14 protein-coding genes are annotated in these 18552 nt (G+C 71.2%); 13 read left to right on the top strand and 1 reads right to left on the bottom strand.

Annotated features, from left to right (window positions below):
* The 8 genes from ACH34Q_RS41880 (at position 1) to ACH34Q_RS41845 (ending at position 10239) form a co-directional block, all read left to right on the top strand.
* On the top strand, positions 1-1629 hold the full coding sequence (locus tag ACH34Q_RS41880; RefSeq protein ID WP_395988773.1) for a phosphotransferase: 1629 nt from the start codon (positions 1-3) through the stop codon (positions 1627-1629).
* 403 nt (positions 1630-2032) lie between these two features.
* Complete coding sequence (locus tag ACH34Q_RS41875; protein WP_395988772.1) at positions 2033-3016, top strand: glycosyltransferase family 2 protein; 984 nt, start codon at positions 2033-2035, stop codon at positions 3014-3016.
* Positions 3017-3121: 105 nt separating this feature from the next.
* Positions 3122-4192 carry a GNAT family N-acetyltransferase gene (locus ACH34Q_RS41870; protein WP_395988771.1) on the top strand — a complete coding sequence of 357 codons (1071 nt, stop codon included), beginning with the start codon at positions 3122-3124 and terminating at the stop codon, positions 4190-4192.
* Positions 4189-5283, top strand: a complete 1095-nt coding sequence (locus tag ACH34Q_RS41865; RefSeq protein WP_395988770.1) for a glycosyltransferase family 2 protein — start codon at positions 4189-4191, stop codon at positions 5281-5283. Before ACH34Q_RS41870 ends, ACH34Q_RS41865 begins: the two co-directional genes overlap by 4 nt.
* Positions 5280-6101 (top strand): polysaccharide deacetylase family protein, encoded by an 822-nt coding sequence (locus tag ACH34Q_RS41860; protein ID WP_395988769.1) that lies wholly within the window; start codon positions 5280-5282, stop codon positions 6099-6101. Before ACH34Q_RS41865 ends, ACH34Q_RS41860 begins: the two co-directional genes overlap by 4 nt.
* A gap of 127 nt (positions 6102-6228) precedes the next feature.
* On the top strand, positions 6229-7644 hold the full coding sequence (locus tag ACH34Q_RS41855) for a lipopolysaccharide biosynthesis protein (RefSeq protein ID WP_395988768.1): 1416 nt from the start codon (positions 6229-6231) through the stop codon (positions 7642-7644).
* A 2-nt stretch (positions 7645-7646) separates the two neighbouring features.
* Positions 7647-9833: a hypothetical protein gene (locus tag ACH34Q_RS41850; RefSeq protein ID WP_395988767.1), complete on the top strand. Its 2187-nt coding sequence runs from the start codon at positions 7647-7649 to the stop codon at positions 9831-9833.
* A 31-nt stretch (positions 9834-9864) separates the two neighbouring features.
* Positions 9865-10239: a hypothetical protein gene (locus tag ACH34Q_RS41845; protein WP_395988766.1), complete on the top strand. Its 375-nt coding sequence runs from the start codon at positions 9865-9867 to the stop codon at positions 10237-10239.
* A 12-nt stretch (positions 10240-10251) separates the two neighbouring features.
* Here the strand turns inward: ACH34Q_RS41845 and ACH34Q_RS41840 are convergent, their stop codons facing one another.
* Entirely contained in the window at positions 10252-11010 is a 759-nt protein-coding gene (locus ACH34Q_RS41840) for a GntR family transcriptional regulator (protein WP_395988765.1), read from the bottom strand.
* Positions 11011-11263: 253 nt separating this feature from the next.
* Here ACH34Q_RS41840 and ACH34Q_RS41835 point away from each other — a divergent pair, with 253 nt between their 5' ends.
* The 5 genes from ACH34Q_RS41835 to glgB all read left to right on the top strand — a co-directional run bounded on the left by ACH34Q_RS41835 (position 11264) and on the right by glgB (position 18547).
* Positions 11264-11482, top strand: coding sequence for a hypothetical protein (locus tag ACH34Q_RS41835; RefSeq protein WP_395988764.1), 219 nt, complete (start codon positions 11264-11266; stop codon positions 11480-11482).
* A 578-nt stretch (positions 11483-12060) separates the two neighbouring features.
* Positions 12061-13476: a xylan 1,4-beta-xylosidase gene (locus ACH34Q_RS41830; RefSeq protein WP_395988763.1), complete on the top strand. Its 1416-nt coding sequence runs from the start codon at positions 12061-12063 to the stop codon at positions 13474-13476.
* Positions 13477-13600: 124 nt separating this feature from the next.
* Positions 13601-14878, top strand: a complete 1278-nt coding sequence (locus ACH34Q_RS41825) for a cytochrome P450 (protein WP_395988803.1) — start codon at positions 13601-13603, stop codon at positions 14876-14878.
* A 36-nt stretch (positions 14879-14914) separates the two neighbouring features.
* Positions 14915-16156: a GNAT family N-acetyltransferase gene (locus ACH34Q_RS41820; protein WP_395988762.1), complete on the top strand. Its 1242-nt coding sequence runs from the start codon at positions 14915-14917 to the stop codon at positions 16154-16156.
* A gap of 66 nt (positions 16157-16222) precedes the next feature.
* On the top strand, positions 16223-18547 hold the full coding sequence (glgB, locus tag ACH34Q_RS41815) for a 1,4-alpha-glucan branching protein GlgB (protein WP_395988761.1): 2325 nt from the start codon (positions 16223-16225) through the stop codon (positions 18545-18547).
* The last annotated feature ends 5 nt before the right edge of the window (positions 18548-18552 follow it).

The raw sequence follows: 18552 nt of genomic DNA, 5'->3' as shown, positions 1-18552 counted from the left end.
ATGCGGCCGCTGGACCGCGCCTTGACCGCACCGCTCGCCGACTGGCTGCCACGGCAGCGCTGGTTCGCCGGCAAGGACCGGGCGATCGGCGAGGTCTCGATCGGTACCGACACGGCGCTGACCGGCCCCGAATCATTGGCCGGCCCAGGGTCTTTTGCCGGCACAGGGGCATTGGCCGGAACAGAGCCGAGCGGGGCCGGGGCCGGGGCCGGGGCGAGCCTGCGGCACCTGCTCGTGGACGTCCGGCAGGGCGACGACTGGGACCGCTACCAGCTGCTGGTGGGCACCCGCGACGAGCTGCCCGACCGGTTGCGGCACGCCGAGATCGGCGAGGCCGAGGGGGGCGTGCACCTGTACGACGCCGCGCACGATCCCGGGCTGACCCGGGTGCTGCTGGACGGCATCGCGCGGGAGGCGAAGATGGGGCGGCTGCGGTTCCATCGGGCACCGGGCTGCGACATCCGGGCGGGCGACTCCGGCGTGCCCGGCTCGGCCGAGCAGAGCAACACCTCGCTGATCTTCGGCGACTCCTATATCTGCAAGCTGTTCCGCCGGCTGTCCCCGGGGATCAATCCCGATCTGGAGATCAACCTCGCGCTGACCGAGGCCGGCTGCGAGCACATCGCCGCGGTCCGCGGCTGGATCGAGCTGGCGCCCGGCGACGGCGAGGAGCCGGTGACGCTGGCGCTGCTGTCGGACTACCTGCGTACCGCCACCGACGGCTGGCAGCTGGCGATCACCAGCGTGCGCGACTGGCTGGCCCATCCGGGACCGGACGGGTACGGCCGCTACCCGGGCGGAGGCCCTGACACCGGCGACTACATGGACACCACCGGCCGTCCCGGCGCGGCCAGCATGCCCGGCGACGGCGCACCCGCCACGGCGAGCGGGTACGGCACGAGCGGCGCGCACGGGAGCTCCGGCGGCGAGCGTCCCGCGCTGGACGCGGGCGCCGCGGGCGGCGACTTCGCGGCCGAGGCCGAACGGCTCGGCGCGGCCACCGCAGCGGTGCACCGCGATCTGGCGATCGCGTTCGGCACCACCGTCGCTTCGGCCGAGCAGGTACGGGCGCTGGCCCGCGCCATGCACCGGCAGCTGGACGAGGTGAGCCGTTCGGTCCCCGAGCTGATCGCGCACGCGGGAGCCATCTCCGCCGTGTTCGACGAGCTGTCGGCCCAGGCGACGGAGCTGCCGCTGCAGCGCGTGCACGGCGACTTCCATCTCGGCCAGGTGATGCGGGCCGACACCGGCTGGGTGCTGCTCGACTTCGAGGGCGAACCCGCCCGTACGCCGCAGGAACGCCGCGCGCTCGCGCATCCGCTGCGCGACGTCGCCGGGATGCTGCGCTCGTTCGAGTACGCGGCGCGGTTCCTGCCGGCCGGTGACACGACCCTGTCCCCGGAGGCGGAGATGGGCCTGGAGTTGCGCGCGCGGGCCTGGGCCGACCGGAACCGGGAGGCGTTCTGCCGCGGGTACGCGGAGGCGGGCGGCGCCGACCCCGCCGCCAACGCCGTGCTCATCCGGGCACTGGAACTGGACAAGGCCGTCTACGAGATCAGATATGAGGCCCGGAACCGGCCCTCCTGGCTCCCGGTGCCACTGCGCTCACTCGCCCATCTGGCGGAATGACGGCCCCGTCCCCGGAATTCATCCGTTCCAGGTAGTACCTACTTGGCGGTAGTACCGGCTTGGCGCCGACTTCTCCGGCCGCTTCTGATGGGCCGCTTCCAGCGGTGCGGCCGCCTTTATTGATCATTGTGCCGGGACCGCCGCCCGCTGACCGGAAACGGTCATAGATCAACATTTGCTTTCGCTCCCCATTTCCGCTGGACAGCGGGGTCCGAGGGAGGGCCGGGACCGGTGAGATGCCAGGTCACGCGCTCCGTGACGGTCCCCTTACCTTCCGGAGCGGTGCCGGGTGCGTAGGCGACGCTGCGCAACATACGGGAGTGCTGTGCGACTTTCTCCAAACATGATGGGCGAACCCGACATCTAACGGAGCAAGAAAGCCACACCACTTACGGGGATTCCCATGCAAACTCCTGACTCCTTCCTGTGGGTCGACGGCACCTTGAAGGCGGCCCCCCGCACGCCGCGGGTCGGCCGCCTGCACGACGTTTCCCTACCCGACGCTTCCGCCGCCGGTTCCGCGCGGCGCTGGCCGACCGTCACCGCGGTCATCCCGACGCTGAACGAGGCCGACAACCTGCGCTGGCTCATGCCGCGGCTGACCGCGGTGGACGAGGTCGTGATCGTCGATGGCGAGTCCACCGACGGGACCGTCGAGTACGTGCTCTCGGTCCGGCCCGACGCGAAGATCATCGTCGAGCCGCCCACGGGGAAGGGCACCGCGATGCGGACCGGGATGGCCGCGGCGACCGGCGAGATGATCGTCATGCTGGACGCCGACGGCAGCATGGACCCGGCCGAGTTCGACGCGTTCCTGGCACTGCTGTGCCGCGGCTTCGACTTCGTCAAGGGCACCAGGTACGGCTGCGGGGGCGGCTCGGACGACCTGACCGGACTGCGCCGGCTCGGCAACTCGACCCTGACCGCGCTGGCCAACCGGCTCTACCGGCAGCGCTGGTCGGACCTGTGCTACGGGTTCGTGGCGATGCGCCGGGACGCCGTGGAGAAGCTGCGGCTGGAGTCCACCGGCTTCGAGATCGAGACCGAGATGTGCGTCAACGCGGTGCGTGCCGGGCTGCGGATCGCCGAGGTCGCCAGCCACGAGACCGAGCGCCGGCACGGCGAGTCCAACCTCAACACCTGGCGGGACGGCTGGCGGGTGCTGAAGACGATGGTGCGGCTGCGGTTCCGCGGCGCGCTCGAGCCGGTCTCCGGCCCCGTCCCGGCTGGCCCGGTCCCGGCCGGCCCCGTCGCGGCCGGTCCGGTCTCCCTCGGGCTGGCCCCGGTCACGTTCGCCTCGGCCGGCACCGCCGGTCAGCCCGGCCCCTGCACCGAAGCCGGCACCCAGAGCACGACCGGCACCTTCAGCCGGACCGGAACCGAGTGACCCCGGAGATCAGGCTGACCCGGAGATCAGACCGACCCGGCGGACAGTGACCGGCGGACAGTGACCGGCAGAGAGAAACCGGCGCGATTCCAGGAGGGCACCGCGGTGAAGATCACGATCGTCCGCCCGGACGACCTCGGCGAGGCCGAGGTCGCGCGCTGGCGGGAACTGCAGGGAACCGACCCTGACCTCGCCAACCCGTTCCTGTCCCCGGAGTTCACGCTCGGGGTCGGCCGGTTCCGCGACTCCGTGCGGGTGGCCGTGCTGGAGGAGGGCGGCAAGGTCGCGGGGTTCTTCCCGTACGAGCGGGGCCCGCTGGGCGTCGGGCATCCGGTCGGGTTCGGCCTGACCGACCTGCAGGGCATCGTCGCCCCGTCCGACCTGCGGCTGGACGCCCGCACCCTGCTGCGGGCCTGCGGGCTCGGCGTCTGGGACTTCGACCATCTGCTGGCCCACCAGCTGCCGTTCGCGCCGTTCCACACGGTCCGCCGCGTCGAGCCGGTGATGGACCTGGGCGGGGGCTTCGCCGCGTTCGAGGAGGAGATGCGCAAGGCCGCGCCCAAGACCCACAAGACCATCCGCTACAAGGAGCGCAAGCTGGGCCGGGACGTGGGCGAGGTCCGGTACGACTTCTCCTCCGCCGACACCGCCGACCTGACCCGGCTGATGGCCTGGAAGTCCGACCAGTACACGCGTACGGGCCGTACCGACCGGTTCGCGCGGCCCTGGATCGTCGACCTCGTCCGGCATTTCCACCAGACCGGCTTCGGCGTGCTGAGCGTGCTGCGGGCCGGCGACGAACCCGTCTCGGCGCACTTCGGGCTGCGTTCCGGCACCGTGATGGCCGGCTGGTTCCCCGCGTACGACACCCGGTTCGGCAAGTACTCCCCCGGCATGATCGGCCATCTCCGGCTGGCCCAGGGGTGCGCGGACGACGGCGTCACCGAGATCGCGATGGGACGCGGCGGCAAGGAGTTCAAGGAGGGCTTCAAGGGCCGCGAGATCGTCATCGCCGAGGGCCGGGTCGCCCGCCGTACCGCCGGCGCCGGCCTGCACTGGGTCCGCGCCACCCCGCTCAACAAGGCGCGTGGCGCCGTTCTGGACAACCCGGCGCTCTACAAGCGCGCCGACCGCGTCCTCAAGACCTACGCCCGATTGAGGGGACGGACAGGATGACCGATACCCCCCGCATCTCCGTCGTGATCTGCGCGTACACCGACGAGCGCTGGGACGACGTGCACGCCGCGGTCGCCTCCGTGCGCGCCCAGCGGCACGCGCCCGAGGAGATCGTCCTGGTCGTCGACCACAACCCGGCGCTGCACGACCGCCTCAAGCGGTCGCTGCCGGACGCCGTCGTGGTCGAGAACCGCGAGGCCCGCGGCCTGTCCGGCGGCAAGAACACCGGCGTCGCGATCGCCCGCGGTGACGTGGTCGCCTTCCTGGACGACGACGCGGTGGCGGCTCCCGGCTGGCTCGCCGCGTTCGCCACCCACTACGCGGACCCCGCCGTCGCGGGCGTGGGCGGCCTGACCCTCCCGATGTGGCCCGGCTCGACGACCTCGGCCGAGCTGGTCGCCCTTGCGGAGGGGCCTGGTGGGGCGCCCGCCCGGAATGGCACTGCCATAACGCCCTCGTCCACGGGACTGCGGCCGCGCTGGTTCCCCGAGGAGTTCGACTGGACGGTCGGCTGCACGTACCGCGGCCTGCTGCCCGGCCCGGTCCGCAACCTGATGGGCGGGAACGCCTCGTTCCGGAGCGAGATGTTCCCGATCGCGGGCGGCTTCGACAGCGGCATCGGCCGCGGGTTCGGCAAGCGGCCGCTGGGGTGCGAAGAGACCGAGTTCTGCATCCGGCTGCGGCAGCGCAGCCCGGAATCCGAGCTGGTGTACGACGACGATGCCGTGATCTGGCATCGCGTGCCGTCCGAGCGCGCCCGCTTCTCGTACTTCCGCGAACGCTGCTACGCCGAAGGCCTGTCCAAGGCCCTGGTGACGCGGAGCGTCGGCAGCCAGGACGGCCTCGCGAGCGAGCGGGCGCACGCCCTGAAGACCCTGCCGCGCGGCGCGGTGCGCGGCGTCGGCGCCACGTTCCGCGGCGATCCGTCCGGCCTCGGCCGCGCCGGCGCCATCTCGGTCGGCCTGGCCTGGACGGCCTGGGGCTACGCGGTCGGCGTCCGCGCCGCACGGGCCGCCCAGTCCGCACGCGCCACCACACGTGCCGCCACGCGCGCCACCACAACACGGGCCGCGAAGGAGTCGCGCCGGTGACCGAACGGAGCGAGGCGACGGGCGCCGTTCCCGTGCTGATGTACCACTCGGTACGCGAGCACCCGCCACGGGAGACGGCGGCACTCGCCGTGAGCCCGGCCGCCTTCGCCGAGCAGATGGACGTGCTGGCCGACGGCGGTTTCACCCCCGTCCCGCTCTCTGCACTGGCCGGCGGGTCGGTGGAGGCCGCCGCCCCGGAGGCACGTCGCCCGATCGTGATCACGTTCGACGACGGGTACGCCGACTTTCACGCGCACGCGCTGCCCGTACTGGCAGGTCATGGTTTCGCCGCGACGGTCTTCGTCACCACGGGATGGCTGGCCGATGCCCGCCAGGACGCGGCCGGCCGGCCGCTGGACACGATGATGTCCTGGCGCCAGGTGACCGAGGCCGCCGCCGAAGGCGTCGAGATCGGCGGGCACAGCCACAGCCATCCCCAGCTCGACCAGCTCCGGGACGAGGCGCTCCGCGACGAACTGGCACGGAATCGCACCCTGCTGGAGGACCGGCTCGGCACGGCCGTCACGACGATGGCCTATCCGTACGGGTACTCCAGCGCACGGGTACGGCGCGCGGTCGGCGAGGCGGGATTCGAGAGCGCCTGCGCGGTCGCGAATCGCCTCTCCCCCACGGGCGGCGATGCGCTCGCGATTCCCCGGTTGACCGTCCGCGCGTCGATCTCGCCCGGCACATTCGCACGGGTCGCCGCCGGGCAGGGGATCCCCCTGACGTACCTCAAGGACCGAGCGCTCACGAGGGGCTACGCCGCCGTACGGCGGACCCGCTACGGACTCCGGCGGGTGACCCACCGTGTCTGACGAACATGTGTTTGACAAGCACGCGTTTGACAAGCACGCGCCTGACAAGCGTGTGGCGGGCAAGCGTGTGACCGGCAGTCCCGTCTCCGTCCCCACCGCGACCGCGCCTCGCGTGCATGGCTCCGCGGTGACCGATCCGCAGCTGATCGCCGTACGGCGGCAGGAGGCACCGGCGTCCGCGCCCGGCTGGCTGCGCCGCGAGCTGTCCAATCCGCTGTTCCGCAACGCCTACGCGCTGGTCGCCAACGGCGGCCTGACCGGGCTGCTCGGGCTCGCGTACTGGGCGCTGGGCGCCAAGCTGTACGCGCCGGACGACATGGGCCGCAACTGGGCCGTGATCCAGGCGATCATGTTCGTCGGCAGCGTGACGATGCTCAACTTCCTGCTGATCCGGTTCATCCCGCAGACCGCCCGGCACACCCGCGCGCTGGTGCTGGTCTGCTACGGCACCGGTGCGGTGGCGGCGGCGCTGCTCGCCGCCGGCTTCCTGCTGACGCTCGACCGCTGGGGCGAGTCGTTCCAGCATCTCGATCACTGGCGGGCCGGGCTGTGGTTCGTGGCCATGGCGGTCGCCTGGAACCTGTGGAACCAGCAGGAGGGCGTGTTCACCGGGCTGCGGCACGCGGGCTGGGTACCGATCGTGAACGTGGCGTTCGGCGTGACCAAGCTGGTGCTGCTGGTGGCGCTGGCGAGCGCGTATCCGGGCGACGGGGTGACGCTGTCGTGGTTCGTCCCGGCGTCGGTGATGCTGATCCCGGTCAGCGTGTTCGTCTTCGGGCGGCTGATCCCCGCGCACCGCCGGGCCAACTTCGGGCGCGGGGCCCGCCCGACCCATCGCGACGTCGCGAAGTACGTGGGCGGCGCGTACGTCGGCGGCGCGTTCCAGTACGCCTCCATCAGCCTGATCCCGGTCGTGGTCGCCGCGCACATCAGCTCCACCACCAACGCCTACTTCCAGATGGCCTGGGCGCTCGGCATGATGCTCGACCTGCTGGCGCTCACCCTGTCCCTGTCGCTCACGGTGGAGGGCTCGTTCGACCAGGAGCGGCTGGCGGAGTCGGCGCGCGCGGCGCTGCGGCGCACGCTGACGCTGATGACGCCGGTGGTGGTGCTGGTGGTCGTCGCGGCCCCGTTCGGGCTGCGGTTCTTCGGTCACGAGTACGCCGACCGGGGCGCGCCGCTGCTGCAGATTCTGGCGCTGGCGGTGCTGCCCAAGGCGCTGATCGAGCTCTACATCGGGGTGCTGCGGGTGGAGAACCGCACCCGGCTGATCGCGCTGCTGCAGGCGGTCCGGTTCGCGGGGGTGCTGGCAATGGTCCTGATCGTGGTCCAGCCGGACCGGCTGGCCACCATCGGCCTGGCCATCGTGGGCGTGAACACCCTCGTCGCGGCCACCGTGCTGCCCGGACTGCTGCGGGCCACCCGTTCCAACCGTTCCGGGCCTGCCGGCGGTTCCGGACCTGCCGCCAACCGGTCCGATCGTTCCGGACCTTCCGACCGTCCGGGGCCTTCCCCGGCCGCCGGAGGGAGGGTTATCTCTTGAACGTGACGGTTCGTGCGGCACACCAGCCGGAGGGCGAGGCGAGCACCGCCCCGCCCGCCGCCCCGGAGACCGGCCGCGCGGTGCTGATCGGCATCGCGGCGGCGCTGATCCTCGGCCTCGCGCTGTTCTGGATCCCGCTGCGCGGGGTCGAGATGGAGGCCCTGGACGGGTACGGGCTGATCGGCGTGCTGCCCGTGGCCACCCTGGCCGGCGCCGTGCTGCTGGTGCTGACGTTCATGGCCACGCTGGCGCTGGCCAGGCCGCACCGGATGCTGCTGGCGCTGCAGATCGCCATGCTGATCGTGGCGCTGCACGGCGTGACGCTCGCGCTGGAGCCGGTCGCGCGCTTCCCGACGGCCTGGCAGACCGCCGGGTTCATCGAGTACATCACCCGGAACGAGACCGTCGACTGGAACCTGGACGCGCGGTTCAGTACGCCCGGGTTCTTCGCCTTCGTCGCGTTCCTGATGAAGGCGGCGGGCCAGAACGACATCGAGCCCGTCCTGCGGCTGGCGCCCGCGATCACCAACCTGCTGTACCTGCTGCCGTACGTCCTGATCCTGCGCGTGCTGCGGGCGACCTGGCGGGCCAAGTGGCTCGCGGCCTGGCTGTTCATCGCGGCCAACTGGGTCGGGCAGGACTACCTGTCACCGCAGGCGTTCGCGTACCTGCTCTACCTGTTCTTCGTGGCGATCCTCGTCAACTGGTTCCGGCACCACGACGAGACGACGCAGCGCGCGGGACGGCGCCGTACCGCCGCCACCAAGGAGCGCCGTGGCGGGGCGTGGCGCCTCTACGACTGGCTGTTCGGCCCCAAGGACCCTGGGGAGCTGCCCGCCCCAGCGGTACCGGTCCGCGAACGGTCGATCCTGCTGATCCTGCTGTTCGTCCTCCTCCTGGTAGGGACGGCGGCGCACCAGCTCACCCCGTTCCTGATGACCGCCGCCTGCGCGGGTCTCGTCCTGGTACGCCGGTGCAACCTGCGCGGGCTGCCGTTCATCGCCGGTGTCGTGTACGCGGCATGGGTCAGCTTCATGACCGTCGGCTACTGGGCCGGCCGCAAGGACGAGATCTTCGGCAACCTCGGCAAGGTGTTCACCAACGTCCAGCAGAGCACCGGCGGGCGGATCGGCGACGCGGCAGGGGCGACGCAGGACATCCAGCTGCTGCGGATTCTGATCGCCGTGTCGGTCGTGGGCCTGGCCGTGGCGGGACTGCTGCGCCGCCGCGCGCGCGGGATCGACGACCGGGTGGCGCTGGTGCTGATGCTGGTGCCGTTCTCGTCGTTCGGCCTGCAGAACTACGGCGGCGAGATCGCGCTGCGGATCTACTTCTTCATGCTGCCGGCGGCCTGCCTGCTGATGGCCTACCTGTTCTTCCCCGCCCCGTTCGACGCACCGGCCGTACGCGACCCGAAGGTACGGCTGTGGCTGGGACGGCTGCGGACCGGCACCCGGCGGCACTGGCCGGCCGTCACGGCGGCAGCCGTCTTCGGCCTGCTGCTCACCGGCGGCTTCCTCTCCGTCCGGTACGGCAACGAGCGGTACGAGCAGGTCCGGCAGAGCGACGTGAAGGCGTTCGACGCGATGCTGCGCGAGCACAAGGGCGCGATCGGGGTGGTGTGGCTGAGCGCGGACGACCCGGATCTCACCGGCGGCACCCCGGTGATGCCCTGGTCGTACCGGAGCTGGGAGCGGTTCACGTACGCACCCGTGATCGCCGACCGGAAGAATCCCGCCGACGTCTCGCAGATCATCGAGCGGATGAAGGAGCAGGGGCCCGGCGGCTTCTTCGTCACCACCCGCAGCCACGAGGACTTCCAGGTGCTCACCGCCGGCCTCACTCCCGAGTACGGGCCGCGGACGCGGCAGGCGATGGCCGCGAACTCGCAGATCCGGACCGTCTTCGCGGACCGGGACGCGGCCGTCTACCGGCTCCGGAAGCCACCGCCCGAGCCCGTTCCGCAGGTGCCGCCGCCGAGCGGACTCGGCCTGCGCTCGTCGCCGTGGACCCCGGCCGGGCTGATCTACCTGCCGGTCCTGCTGGGCGTGCTGCTCGCCCGCGAACTGCGCCGGCTGCGGCTGCCACCCGACCGGCTGAGCGGGCTGCGCCCCCTGACCGTCCTGGCGATCCCCCTCTTCGTCAGCGTGGTCGCGGTCATCGTCGAGAGGTTCGTGATCATCCAATGACACCGCCCCTTGAAGCGACGGGTGTTCTCACGTGACGGTGCCGATCCTGCTGCTGCTGTTCGTCGTGCCGGGCGCGGCGTTCTGGACGCTGATGCGCGGCCTCGACCCGGTCGGCCGGCTGATCGTCGCGGCCGCCGCCGCCATCGTCACGGTCGCCGGCACGGCTCAGGTGATGCTGATGCTGGGCGCCTGGTCTCCCGGGGGCGGACTGATCGTCGTACTGGCGCTCAGCGCACTCGCGGCCGCCACCGGCCTCCTGCACCGGCCACGCCGGCCGCGCCGGCCGCCGCCGCCCGTACAGCCGACCCCGCCACCTCCGGCCCGTCCGGCGGAGAACGCGACCCGCCAGGACCTCCCTCTCCCCCGCCGCGACCCCGACGAAGACGACTGGCTCTACCGCACCTGACCCACCTTGCGGCTAGAGGTCGATGGCGTAGTCGAGGAGGACGCGGTCGGCGGGGATGACGATGTCCCGGCAGACCTCCAGGACGCGAGGGCCGGACAGCATCCGGCGGGTGATGGTGAGGACCGGGACACCGCCGCTCATGCGCAGCGTCTCGGCCTCCTCAGGTGTGGGCATCCGGGATCCGACCGACTCCTCCACCCGCGTCGGCGGATGCCCGAGGAAGCTGAGCTGGGCGAGCGTGCCGCCGGGCCACGGCTCGTTCGCCGGGTCGGCGACCGGGGTGTCCCCGACCACGTCCCACGGCAGGTAGTTCACCGAGATCTGCTGCGGCTCGTCCCGGGCGTAGAAGACGAACCTGCGGCGCAGCACCTCGGTACCCGGCGGTACCTCGAACAGCCCGGCCAGATCGTGGTCGGTGCGGGTCCGGGTGAACTCCCGGTCGAGCCGGTACTCGTCCCAGGAGATCCGCTGGTCATGGGTGAAGGTGGTCGCGGGAACGGCCATCGGCCGCGTCACGGTGCGGTAGCGGTCCATCGCCACCCGGCGGACCGGCGGCGCGACCTTGACGACCGTGCCGCCACCGCGCCGGGTCTCCACGAGTCCCTCGCCGCGCAGCAGCGCGATCGCCTGGCGTACGACGATCTCCGACACCCCGTGTTCGGTGCGCAACTCCGCCATCGTCGGCAGCCGCGTGCCCTGGGCATAGCGGCCGTCCCGGATCTGGTCCCGCAGCAGCTCGGCAATACGGAGGTAGGCCGGACGTTCCGGCACCGGGCATCACCTTCTCTCGTCCCCCGACTCTCGTCCCCCGGAGCTCATGCCCCCGAGCCCGCCTTCCCCGGGTCCACGTCCCGGCTCGATGAGTCGTTCGATCCCGGGCCGCCGCTCCCCGCCGTGCCGCCTTCCGGCTCCCCTCCCTTCGCTATCCCCAGGGGGACGGTCCGCTTACGGACAGCTTGACACCTCTTCGACCGAGTAAGACTTTTGTATACAGAAGAACCGCCTCGGGGAAAGGACGACCTTGATGGGCGACTTCGAGGATCAGAAGACGGCCATCGAGGGGGAGTTCCCCGGCTGGCTGGTGTGGCGCAGCGACGCCGGTCGCTGGTACGCCACCCGCAGCGGGGATCTCACCGACGCGCAGCTCCAGGCCGGGTACGCGATGACGGTCGCGGCCGACGACGCCGCCGGGCTGCGCGAACTGCTGCTCGACCAGATCAGGCGGAACGGCGGCGACCGGTGACATCAGGCCGGAAGCGGCCGTCCCGAGGACGGGCCGTGCCGGGAGGGGCCGTACGGCCCGGTCCGCACACGGGGGCGGACCGGGCCCAGGCGGCCACCCGAGGTGATCCCGGGAGCACGCATGTGGACATCGGGACCACACGGGCGCCAGATACCTCTGACGCTCAGGTAAGAGAGAAGTGATGGCGTGGTCGGTGCGGTCAGTGTCACCGCACGGGCCAGAGAAACGTGACCGCACGGTACGCACATCGGCGCGACCCCCACGTGAAGAGTGGTGCGGCCGTGCGGTCACAAACTCCCGCGGCTCCTCCGGCGCGCGACCGATCCGACGGCCGACACCGGACCTTGATCATATTTCTGGGGACGAGCCTTGATCACTTTTGCGCGATTCACTTGATCGCTTATCGGTGAGCCCGGTTGGTCCGGTTGCGGGTTGCCCGCTCCCCTTCCCGGGAGGTAAGGCAGATATGTAGAGAACGTGGGCTTGGAAGGCGAACCCGGACCCCGTTCCCAGCGTTCTAACGAATGTGCCGGATCGTTCTTCCGGCGACTTCGCCCGCCCCTTTTCAGGAGGGCCCCTTGGACGTCCGAACGCGGACCGGTACCGGCCGTACGGCGCTGTTCCGAAACCGGCAGGGACGGCACGGCCGCCCGCCCCGGCAGCGCCTGTTCCTGGTGGCACTCGGGGCGGCGCTCGCCGGGTTGCTGGCCGCCACGATCATCGTGGCGCTGACCGGCGGGCCGGGCGGATCCGGGGAACCGGAGATGGAACCGGCGTCGGGGCCGGTCGCCCGCGTCGGCGCGGGCGTGCCGGGCGACTGGCCGGCCTGGGGTTTCTCCCACACGCAGAACTCGGTGGACGGGGAACGCGGCCCGGCGAAGGCGCTGGCCGATCTGGCCGGCACCCCGGTCGTCCAGGTCACGCCGATCATGGGCTGGGGCGTGGACAACCCGCAGCCGCGGCCCGGCGAGTACAACTGGGCCTCGCTGGACCGCCGGATGGAGACGATCAAGCGGACCAAGGGCGCCCCGGTGATCACGCTGTGCTGCGCCCCCGACTGGATGAAGGGCGGCCCGGCCGGCAAGACCGACTGGACCAAGCTCGAACTGGCCGTGGAACCCGAGCACTTCGACGACTTCGCGGCGATGGCCGCCGAGGTCGCCAAACGCTATCCGCAGGTGAAGTACTACACCGTCTGGAACGAGTTCAAAGGGTTCTGGTATCCGCCCGGCAACCGCTGGGATTACCAGGGCTACACCACGCTCTACAACAAGGTCTACGGCGCGCTGAAAAAGGTCGACGCGAACATTCGCGTCGGCGGCCCGTACATGGTCATGAACAGCAACGCCCCCGGCGGGAAGTACGGTCCGCCGTCCGAGCTGAAGGGCTCGTGGGGCAGCATGGACCAGCGCAATCTCGACGCCATCAAGTACTGGTCCGAGCACAAGAAGGGCGCCGACTTCATCGTCACCGACGGGCACAGCCAGCCCGTGCAGCGCCAGGTCAAGCTCGACGACTTCCAGGCGCTGACCAAGTTCTCCGACGTGACGCGGTGGCTGCGCGCCCTGGAACCCGACCTGCCGGTCTGGTGGGCCGAGTGGTACGTCGAGCCGGTACCGACCGACTGGACCAAGGAGCGCAGGTACGCGGTGCACACGGCCGCGATGATGGAGTTCGTCCGCGGCGGCGCGGCCAGCGCCCTCTACTGGAGCCCGCAGACCACGACCGCCACCGACTGCCCTGGCTGTTTGTGGTCGGGCGCCCAGGCGGGCGGCGGCGCGACGCCCACGCTGACCATGCTGCAGAACTTCAACCGGTGGTTCCGGCCCGGGACCGAGCTGGTGAACGTCAAGGTCTCGGATCCTGCCGTACGGGCGCTGGCGCAGGACGAGCAGATGGTCGTGGTCAACGGCTCAGCGAAGGCCGTGCGGCCGCAGATCGACGGCAAGACGATCGACCTCGGCCCGTACGAGGTCAAGTGGCTCGGCCGGTGAACGGGGATCCGGGTGAGCGTCGGACGTGAGTCGGCGGGAGGCACGGGTGGATCGGCGAGACGCGGGTGAACGGGGAGACACGGTGACGCGCGATGCGGTCTCATCCGGCATCGACCTGGTGAGCATGGCGTTCTGGGATCGGCCGCCCGAGGAGCGGCTGGCGGACTTCGCGCGGCTGCGCGAGCTGGACCGGCCCGTCTTCTTCGCCGAGCCGAGGGTGCCGTTCGTCCGGGCCGGCAAGGGCTTCCACGCGCTGGTACGGCACGCGGACGTGGTGGCGGCCAGCCGCAACGCCAAGATCTTCTCGAGCGAGCCGGCCGCGACCTCGCCGGAGCCGCCGCCCTGGCTGGCCAAGATCCTCGGTACGCCGATGGTCAACATGGACGATCCCCGGCACGCCCGGCTGCGCCGGATCGTGTCCCGCGCGTTCAGCCCGAAGATGCTCGCCAGGATCGAGCAGGACATCCAGGCCACCGCCGCGCGGATCGTCGACGAGGTCATCGAACGCGGGGTCATCGAACGCGGGGACAACGAGCACGGGACGATCAGGGGAAGTACCGACGAGGGACCGCGCGACTTCGTCGAGGAGGTGGCGGCCCGGCTGCCGATCGCCGTGATCTGCTCGATGATGGGCGTTCCGGAGCGGGCCCGCCCGTACGTGCTGTCCCGGATCGACGCGATGACCGAGTACTCGGGGGTGCGCGGCTCGCTGGCCAGCCCGCGCACGCTGCGGCTGCTGTACGGCAATCTCAGGGCCATCGCCGACCTGCACCGGCTGGTCGCCAGGCTGGGCCGGGCCCGCCGCGAGAACCCCGCGGACGACCTGGTGTCGGCGCTGGTCAACGCCAACCCCGACGGGGAACGGCTGTCGGTGAGGGAGCTGGGCTCGTTCTTCGACCTGCTGCTCGTCGCCGGCAACGAGACCACCCGCAACGCGCTGTCGCACGGCCTGAAGCTGTTCACCGACCATCCGGACCAGCGCGAGCTGCTGCTGGCCGACTACGACGCCCGGATCGGCGGTGCGATCGAGGAGCTGATCCGCTTCGCGTCCCCGATCATCCAGTTCCGGCGCACCCTGAAGGAGGACCATGAGCTGGGCGGGCACCCGTTCCAGGCCGGTGACAAGGTCGTGCTCTACTACCTGGCCGCCAACCGCGATCCGGCGGTGTTCACCGACCCGGACGCGTTCGACATCACCCGGTCGCCGAACCCGCACGTCGGCTTCGGCGGTCCAGGGCCGCATCTGTGCCTGGGCGCCAACCTGGCCCGGATGGAACTGAAGATCATGTTCCGTGAGCTGTACGGCCGGCTGCCGGAGCTGCGCGCCGCCGGCGAGCCGGAGTACCTGCTGTCCTCGTTCGACAACGGCATCACCCGGCTCCCCTTCACGTATCGAAAGTGACCCGCGAGCAGCAGTGACCCAGACCCGGGAGAAGCCATGCATGTGTCGGTGATCCGTCCGTGTGATCTCGGCCCGGCCGAGCTGGCCGCGTGGCGCGCGATGCAGGACGCCCAGCCGCACCTGGCCAACCCGTTCATGTCGGCGGGGTACGCGGTCGCGGTGGACCAGGTGATCGACGGCGCCCGCGTCGCGGTGCTCTCCGAGGGCTCTCGTGCCGGGGAGGGCGGCTCGCCAGGGGGCGGGAAGATCGTCGGATTCCTGCCGTACGAGCTGCACGGCCGCGGCCTCGGCCCGAGCGGCGGTACGGCGGGCGCGATCGGCGGCTGGCTGTCGCTCGGCCAGGGTCTGGTGCACGCGCCCGGTCTGGAACTGGACGCTCGGGACCTGCTCCGCTCGTGCGGGCTGGCGGCGTACGGGTTCGGGACGCTCGTGCGGGACCAGCCGTGGTTCGCCCCGTACGCGACCAAGCGGCTCGACTCGGCGGTCATGGATCTGAGCGGCGGGTTCGACGGGTTCACCGAGGCGCTGCGCGACAAGGGCTCCAAGGTCGTCAAGCAGACGCGCTACAAGGAACGCAAGATGGGCCGCCAGGCCGGCGAGGTGACCTTCGCGTTCGACGTGCGCGATGACGAGTCGCTGGCCCTCGTACGGAAGTGGAAGTCCGACCAGTACCGCGCGATGGGCCGTACGGACCGCTTCGCGCGGCCGTGGGTGGTCGATCTGGTCGATCGGCTGCACCACACGCACGAGGACGGGTTCGCCGGGGTCCTGTCCATGCTCTACGCCGGCGGCAGGCCGGTGGCGGGGCATTTCGGGCTGCGCAGTGACCACACGCTCGTCACCTGGTTCCCGGTGTACGACCCGGAGTACGCCAAGTTCTCGCCCGGCCTGGTGCTGCACCTGCACATGGCCGAGGCGGCGGCGGCGCTCGGCGTCCAGCACATCGACATGGGCCCGGCCGTCGGGTGGCGCTACAAGCAGGAGCTCCGGACGCATTCGATCGAGGTCGCCGAGGGCGTCGTGCGGCGGCGTTCACCGGCGGGCGCGGCGCACTGGCTCCGGCACGCCCCGGTGGCGCGCGGCCGCGACGTGATCCTCGGCAATCCGGCGCTGTACGGGATGGCCGACCGCGCCATGCGCCGCTTCGGCCGGTGGCGCTCGCGTCCGGCCACGTCCGCGGCGCCGGCCCCGCCGCCGCCCGCCCCGCCCGCGGGCCTCGCGGCGCCCGCGCCGGATCCGGCCGCGGAACGCGCATCTTCGGAGCCGCCGCAGAGGTGAGTTATGCCGTTCCGAGGGCACTCCTAGGTGCGTACAAGACCCCGGGAACGAGGAGGCCATGATCTCATGGCACGGGTGACGCGCGAGGAGATCGAGAAGCTGGTCGGGGGCGACCACCACGATCCGCATGGCGTCCTCGGCGCGCATCCGGAGCGTGCGGGGGTGACCGTACGAGCGCTGCGGCCGCTGGCGGAGAAGGTCGAGGTCGTGCTCCCGAACGGCGACCGGCACAAGCTGCGCCATTTCCACGAGGGGCTCTTCGCCGGGACGCTGCCCGCCGGCGCCTCCCTGTCCGGCGACGGCGAGGACCAGGCCCCGCTCGCCGTCCCCGACTACCGGCTCGCGGTGACCTACGGCAGCGGCGCCAACGGCGAGGAGTGGATCCAGGACGACCCGTACCGGCACCTGCCCACCCTCGGCGACCTGGACCTGCACCTGATCAGCGAGGGCCGGCACGAGGAGTTGTGGCGGGCGCTGGGCGCGCGGGTCCGCACGTACACCTCGGCGTTCGGCCCGGTCACCGGCACCGGTTTCGCGGTGTGGGCGCCGACCGCGCGCGGGGTACGGGTCGTGGGCGACTTCAACCACTGGGACGGCCGCGCGTACCCGATGCGCTCGCTGGGCTCCACCGGGGTCTGGGAACTGTTCGTCCCGGGGGTCGGTGACGGCGACGTCTACAAGTTCGAGATCCTCGGCGCGGACGGGCAGTGGCGGATCAAGGCCGACCCGATGGCCGCGTACACCGAGCTGCCCCCGGCCACCGGCTCGCGCGTGTTCACCTCGTCGTACGAGTGGGCCGACGGCGAGTGGATGGACCGCCGCAAGGAGCGCTCCTGGATCCAGGAGCCGATGAGCGTGTACGAGGTGCACCTGGGGTCGTGGCGGCCCGGCCTGAGCTACCGGGAACTCGCCGACGAACTCACCCGCTACGTGAGCGACATGGGTTTCACGCACGTGGAGCTCCTGCCCGTCGCCGAGCATCCGTACGGTCCGTCCTGGGGCTACCAGGTCACGTCCTACTACGCGCCCACCTCGCGCTTCGGCAACCCCGATGACTTCCGGCACCTCGTGGACCGCCTGCACCAGGCGGGCATCGGCGTGCTGGTCGACTGGGTGCCCGCGCACTTCCCCAAGGACGAGTGGGCGCTGGCGCGCTTCGACGGTACGGCCCTGTACGAGCACGACGATCCCGCCCGGGGCGAGCACCCCGACTGGGGCACGCTGGTGTTCAACTTCGGGCGCGCGGAGGTCCGCAACTTCCTGGTGGCCAACGCCTGCTACTGGCTGGAGGAGTTCCACATCGACGGGCTGCGCGTGGACGCCGTGGCCTCGATGCTCTACCTGGACTACTCGCGCGAGTCGGGCGGCTGGACGCCCAACATCTACGGCGGCCGGGAGAACCTGGAGGCCATCTCGTTCCTGCAGGAGATGAACGCCACCGCGTACAAGCGCAACCCCGGCATCCTGACGATGGCCGAGGAGTCGACCGCCTGGCCAGGCGTGTCCCGTCCCACCCATCTGGGCGGGCTGGGCTTCGGCTTCAAGTGGAACATGGGCTGGATGAACGACACGCTGGAGTACCTCCGGCACGAACCCGTCTTCCGGCACTACCACCACAACGAGATCACGTTCTCGCTGGTGTACGCGTTCTCGGAGAACTACGTACTGCCCATGTCCCATGACGAGGTCGTCCACGGCAAGGGCTCGCTGCTGTCGAAGATGCCCGGCGACACCTGGCAGAAGTTCGCGGGCCTGCGCGCCCTGCTGGCCTACATGTGGTCGCACCCGGGCAAGCAGGTGCTGTTCATGGGCGGGGAGTTCGGCCAGGGCGCCGAATGGGCCGAGGAACGCCCCCTCGACTGGTGGCTGCTGGAGAACGCCGCCGAAGGCGCCAACCACCTCGGCGTACAGAAACTGGTCCGCGACCTGAACGCGCTCTACCGTTCGGACCCGGCGCTGTGGACGCTCGACAACGTCCCGGAGGGCTACCGCTGGATCGACGGCAACGACGCGGGCGGCAACACCCTGTCGTTCCTCCGGTACGGCACTCCCCTGTCGGAGGGCGCGGCGGTACCCGTCATCGCCTGCGTCGTCAATTTCTCCGGCGGGCCGCACGAGGACTACCGGCTGGGCCTGCCCCACTCGGGCCCCTGGCGCGAGGTCCTCAACACCGACGCCTACGACTACGGCGGCAGCGGAGTGGGGAACATGGGCCACATCGAGGCGGTCGACGAGCCCTGCCACGCCATGCCCGCATCGGCCATCATGCGCATACCTCCGATGGGCGCGGTGTTCCTGACACCGGAGACCACACCCGTGCCGCCAGTGACCGGCACCCTCGCGAAGGAAAGCGGCATCGCGGAAGAAAGCAGCATCGTCGTCCCCGATTAGGGTGA

Source organism: Actinomadura sp. 9N407 (assembly GCF_044326315.1).
Classification (GTDB): domain Bacteria; phylum Actinomycetota; class Actinomycetes; order Streptosporangiales; family Streptosporangiaceae; genus Spirillospora.
Note: the sequence above shows the minus strand (reverse complement) of the source record. Positions and strands in the feature narration are given on the sequence as shown.

Coding starts and splice junctions, on each gene's coding strand:
- ACH34Q_RS41820 (WP_395988762.1), top strand. CDS start 14,915: ATGCATGTGTCGGTGATCCGTCCGTGTGATCTCGGCCCGGCCGAGCTG.
- ACH34Q_RS41875 (WP_395988772.1), top strand. CDS start 2,033: ATGCAAACTCCTGACTCCTTCCTGTGGGTCGACGGCACCTTGAAGGCG.
- ACH34Q_RS41835 (WP_395988764.1), top strand. CDS start 11,264: ATGGGCGACTTCGAGGATCAGAAGACGGCCATCGAGGGGGAGTTCCCC.
- ACH34Q_RS41880 (WP_395988773.1), top strand. CDS start 1: ATGCGGCCGCTGGACCGCGCCTTGACCGCACCGCTCGCCGACTGGCTG.
- ACH34Q_RS41825 (WP_395988803.1), top strand. CDS start 13,601: ATGGCGTTCTGGGATCGGCCGCCCGAGGAGCGGCTGGCGGACTTCGCG.
- glgB (WP_395988761.1), top strand. CDS start 16,223: ATGGCACGGGTGACGCGCGAGGAGATCGAGAAGCTGGTCGGGGGCGAC.
- ACH34Q_RS41865 (WP_395988770.1), top strand. CDS start 4,189: ATGACCGATACCCCCCGCATCTCCGTCGTGATCTGCGCGTACACCGAC.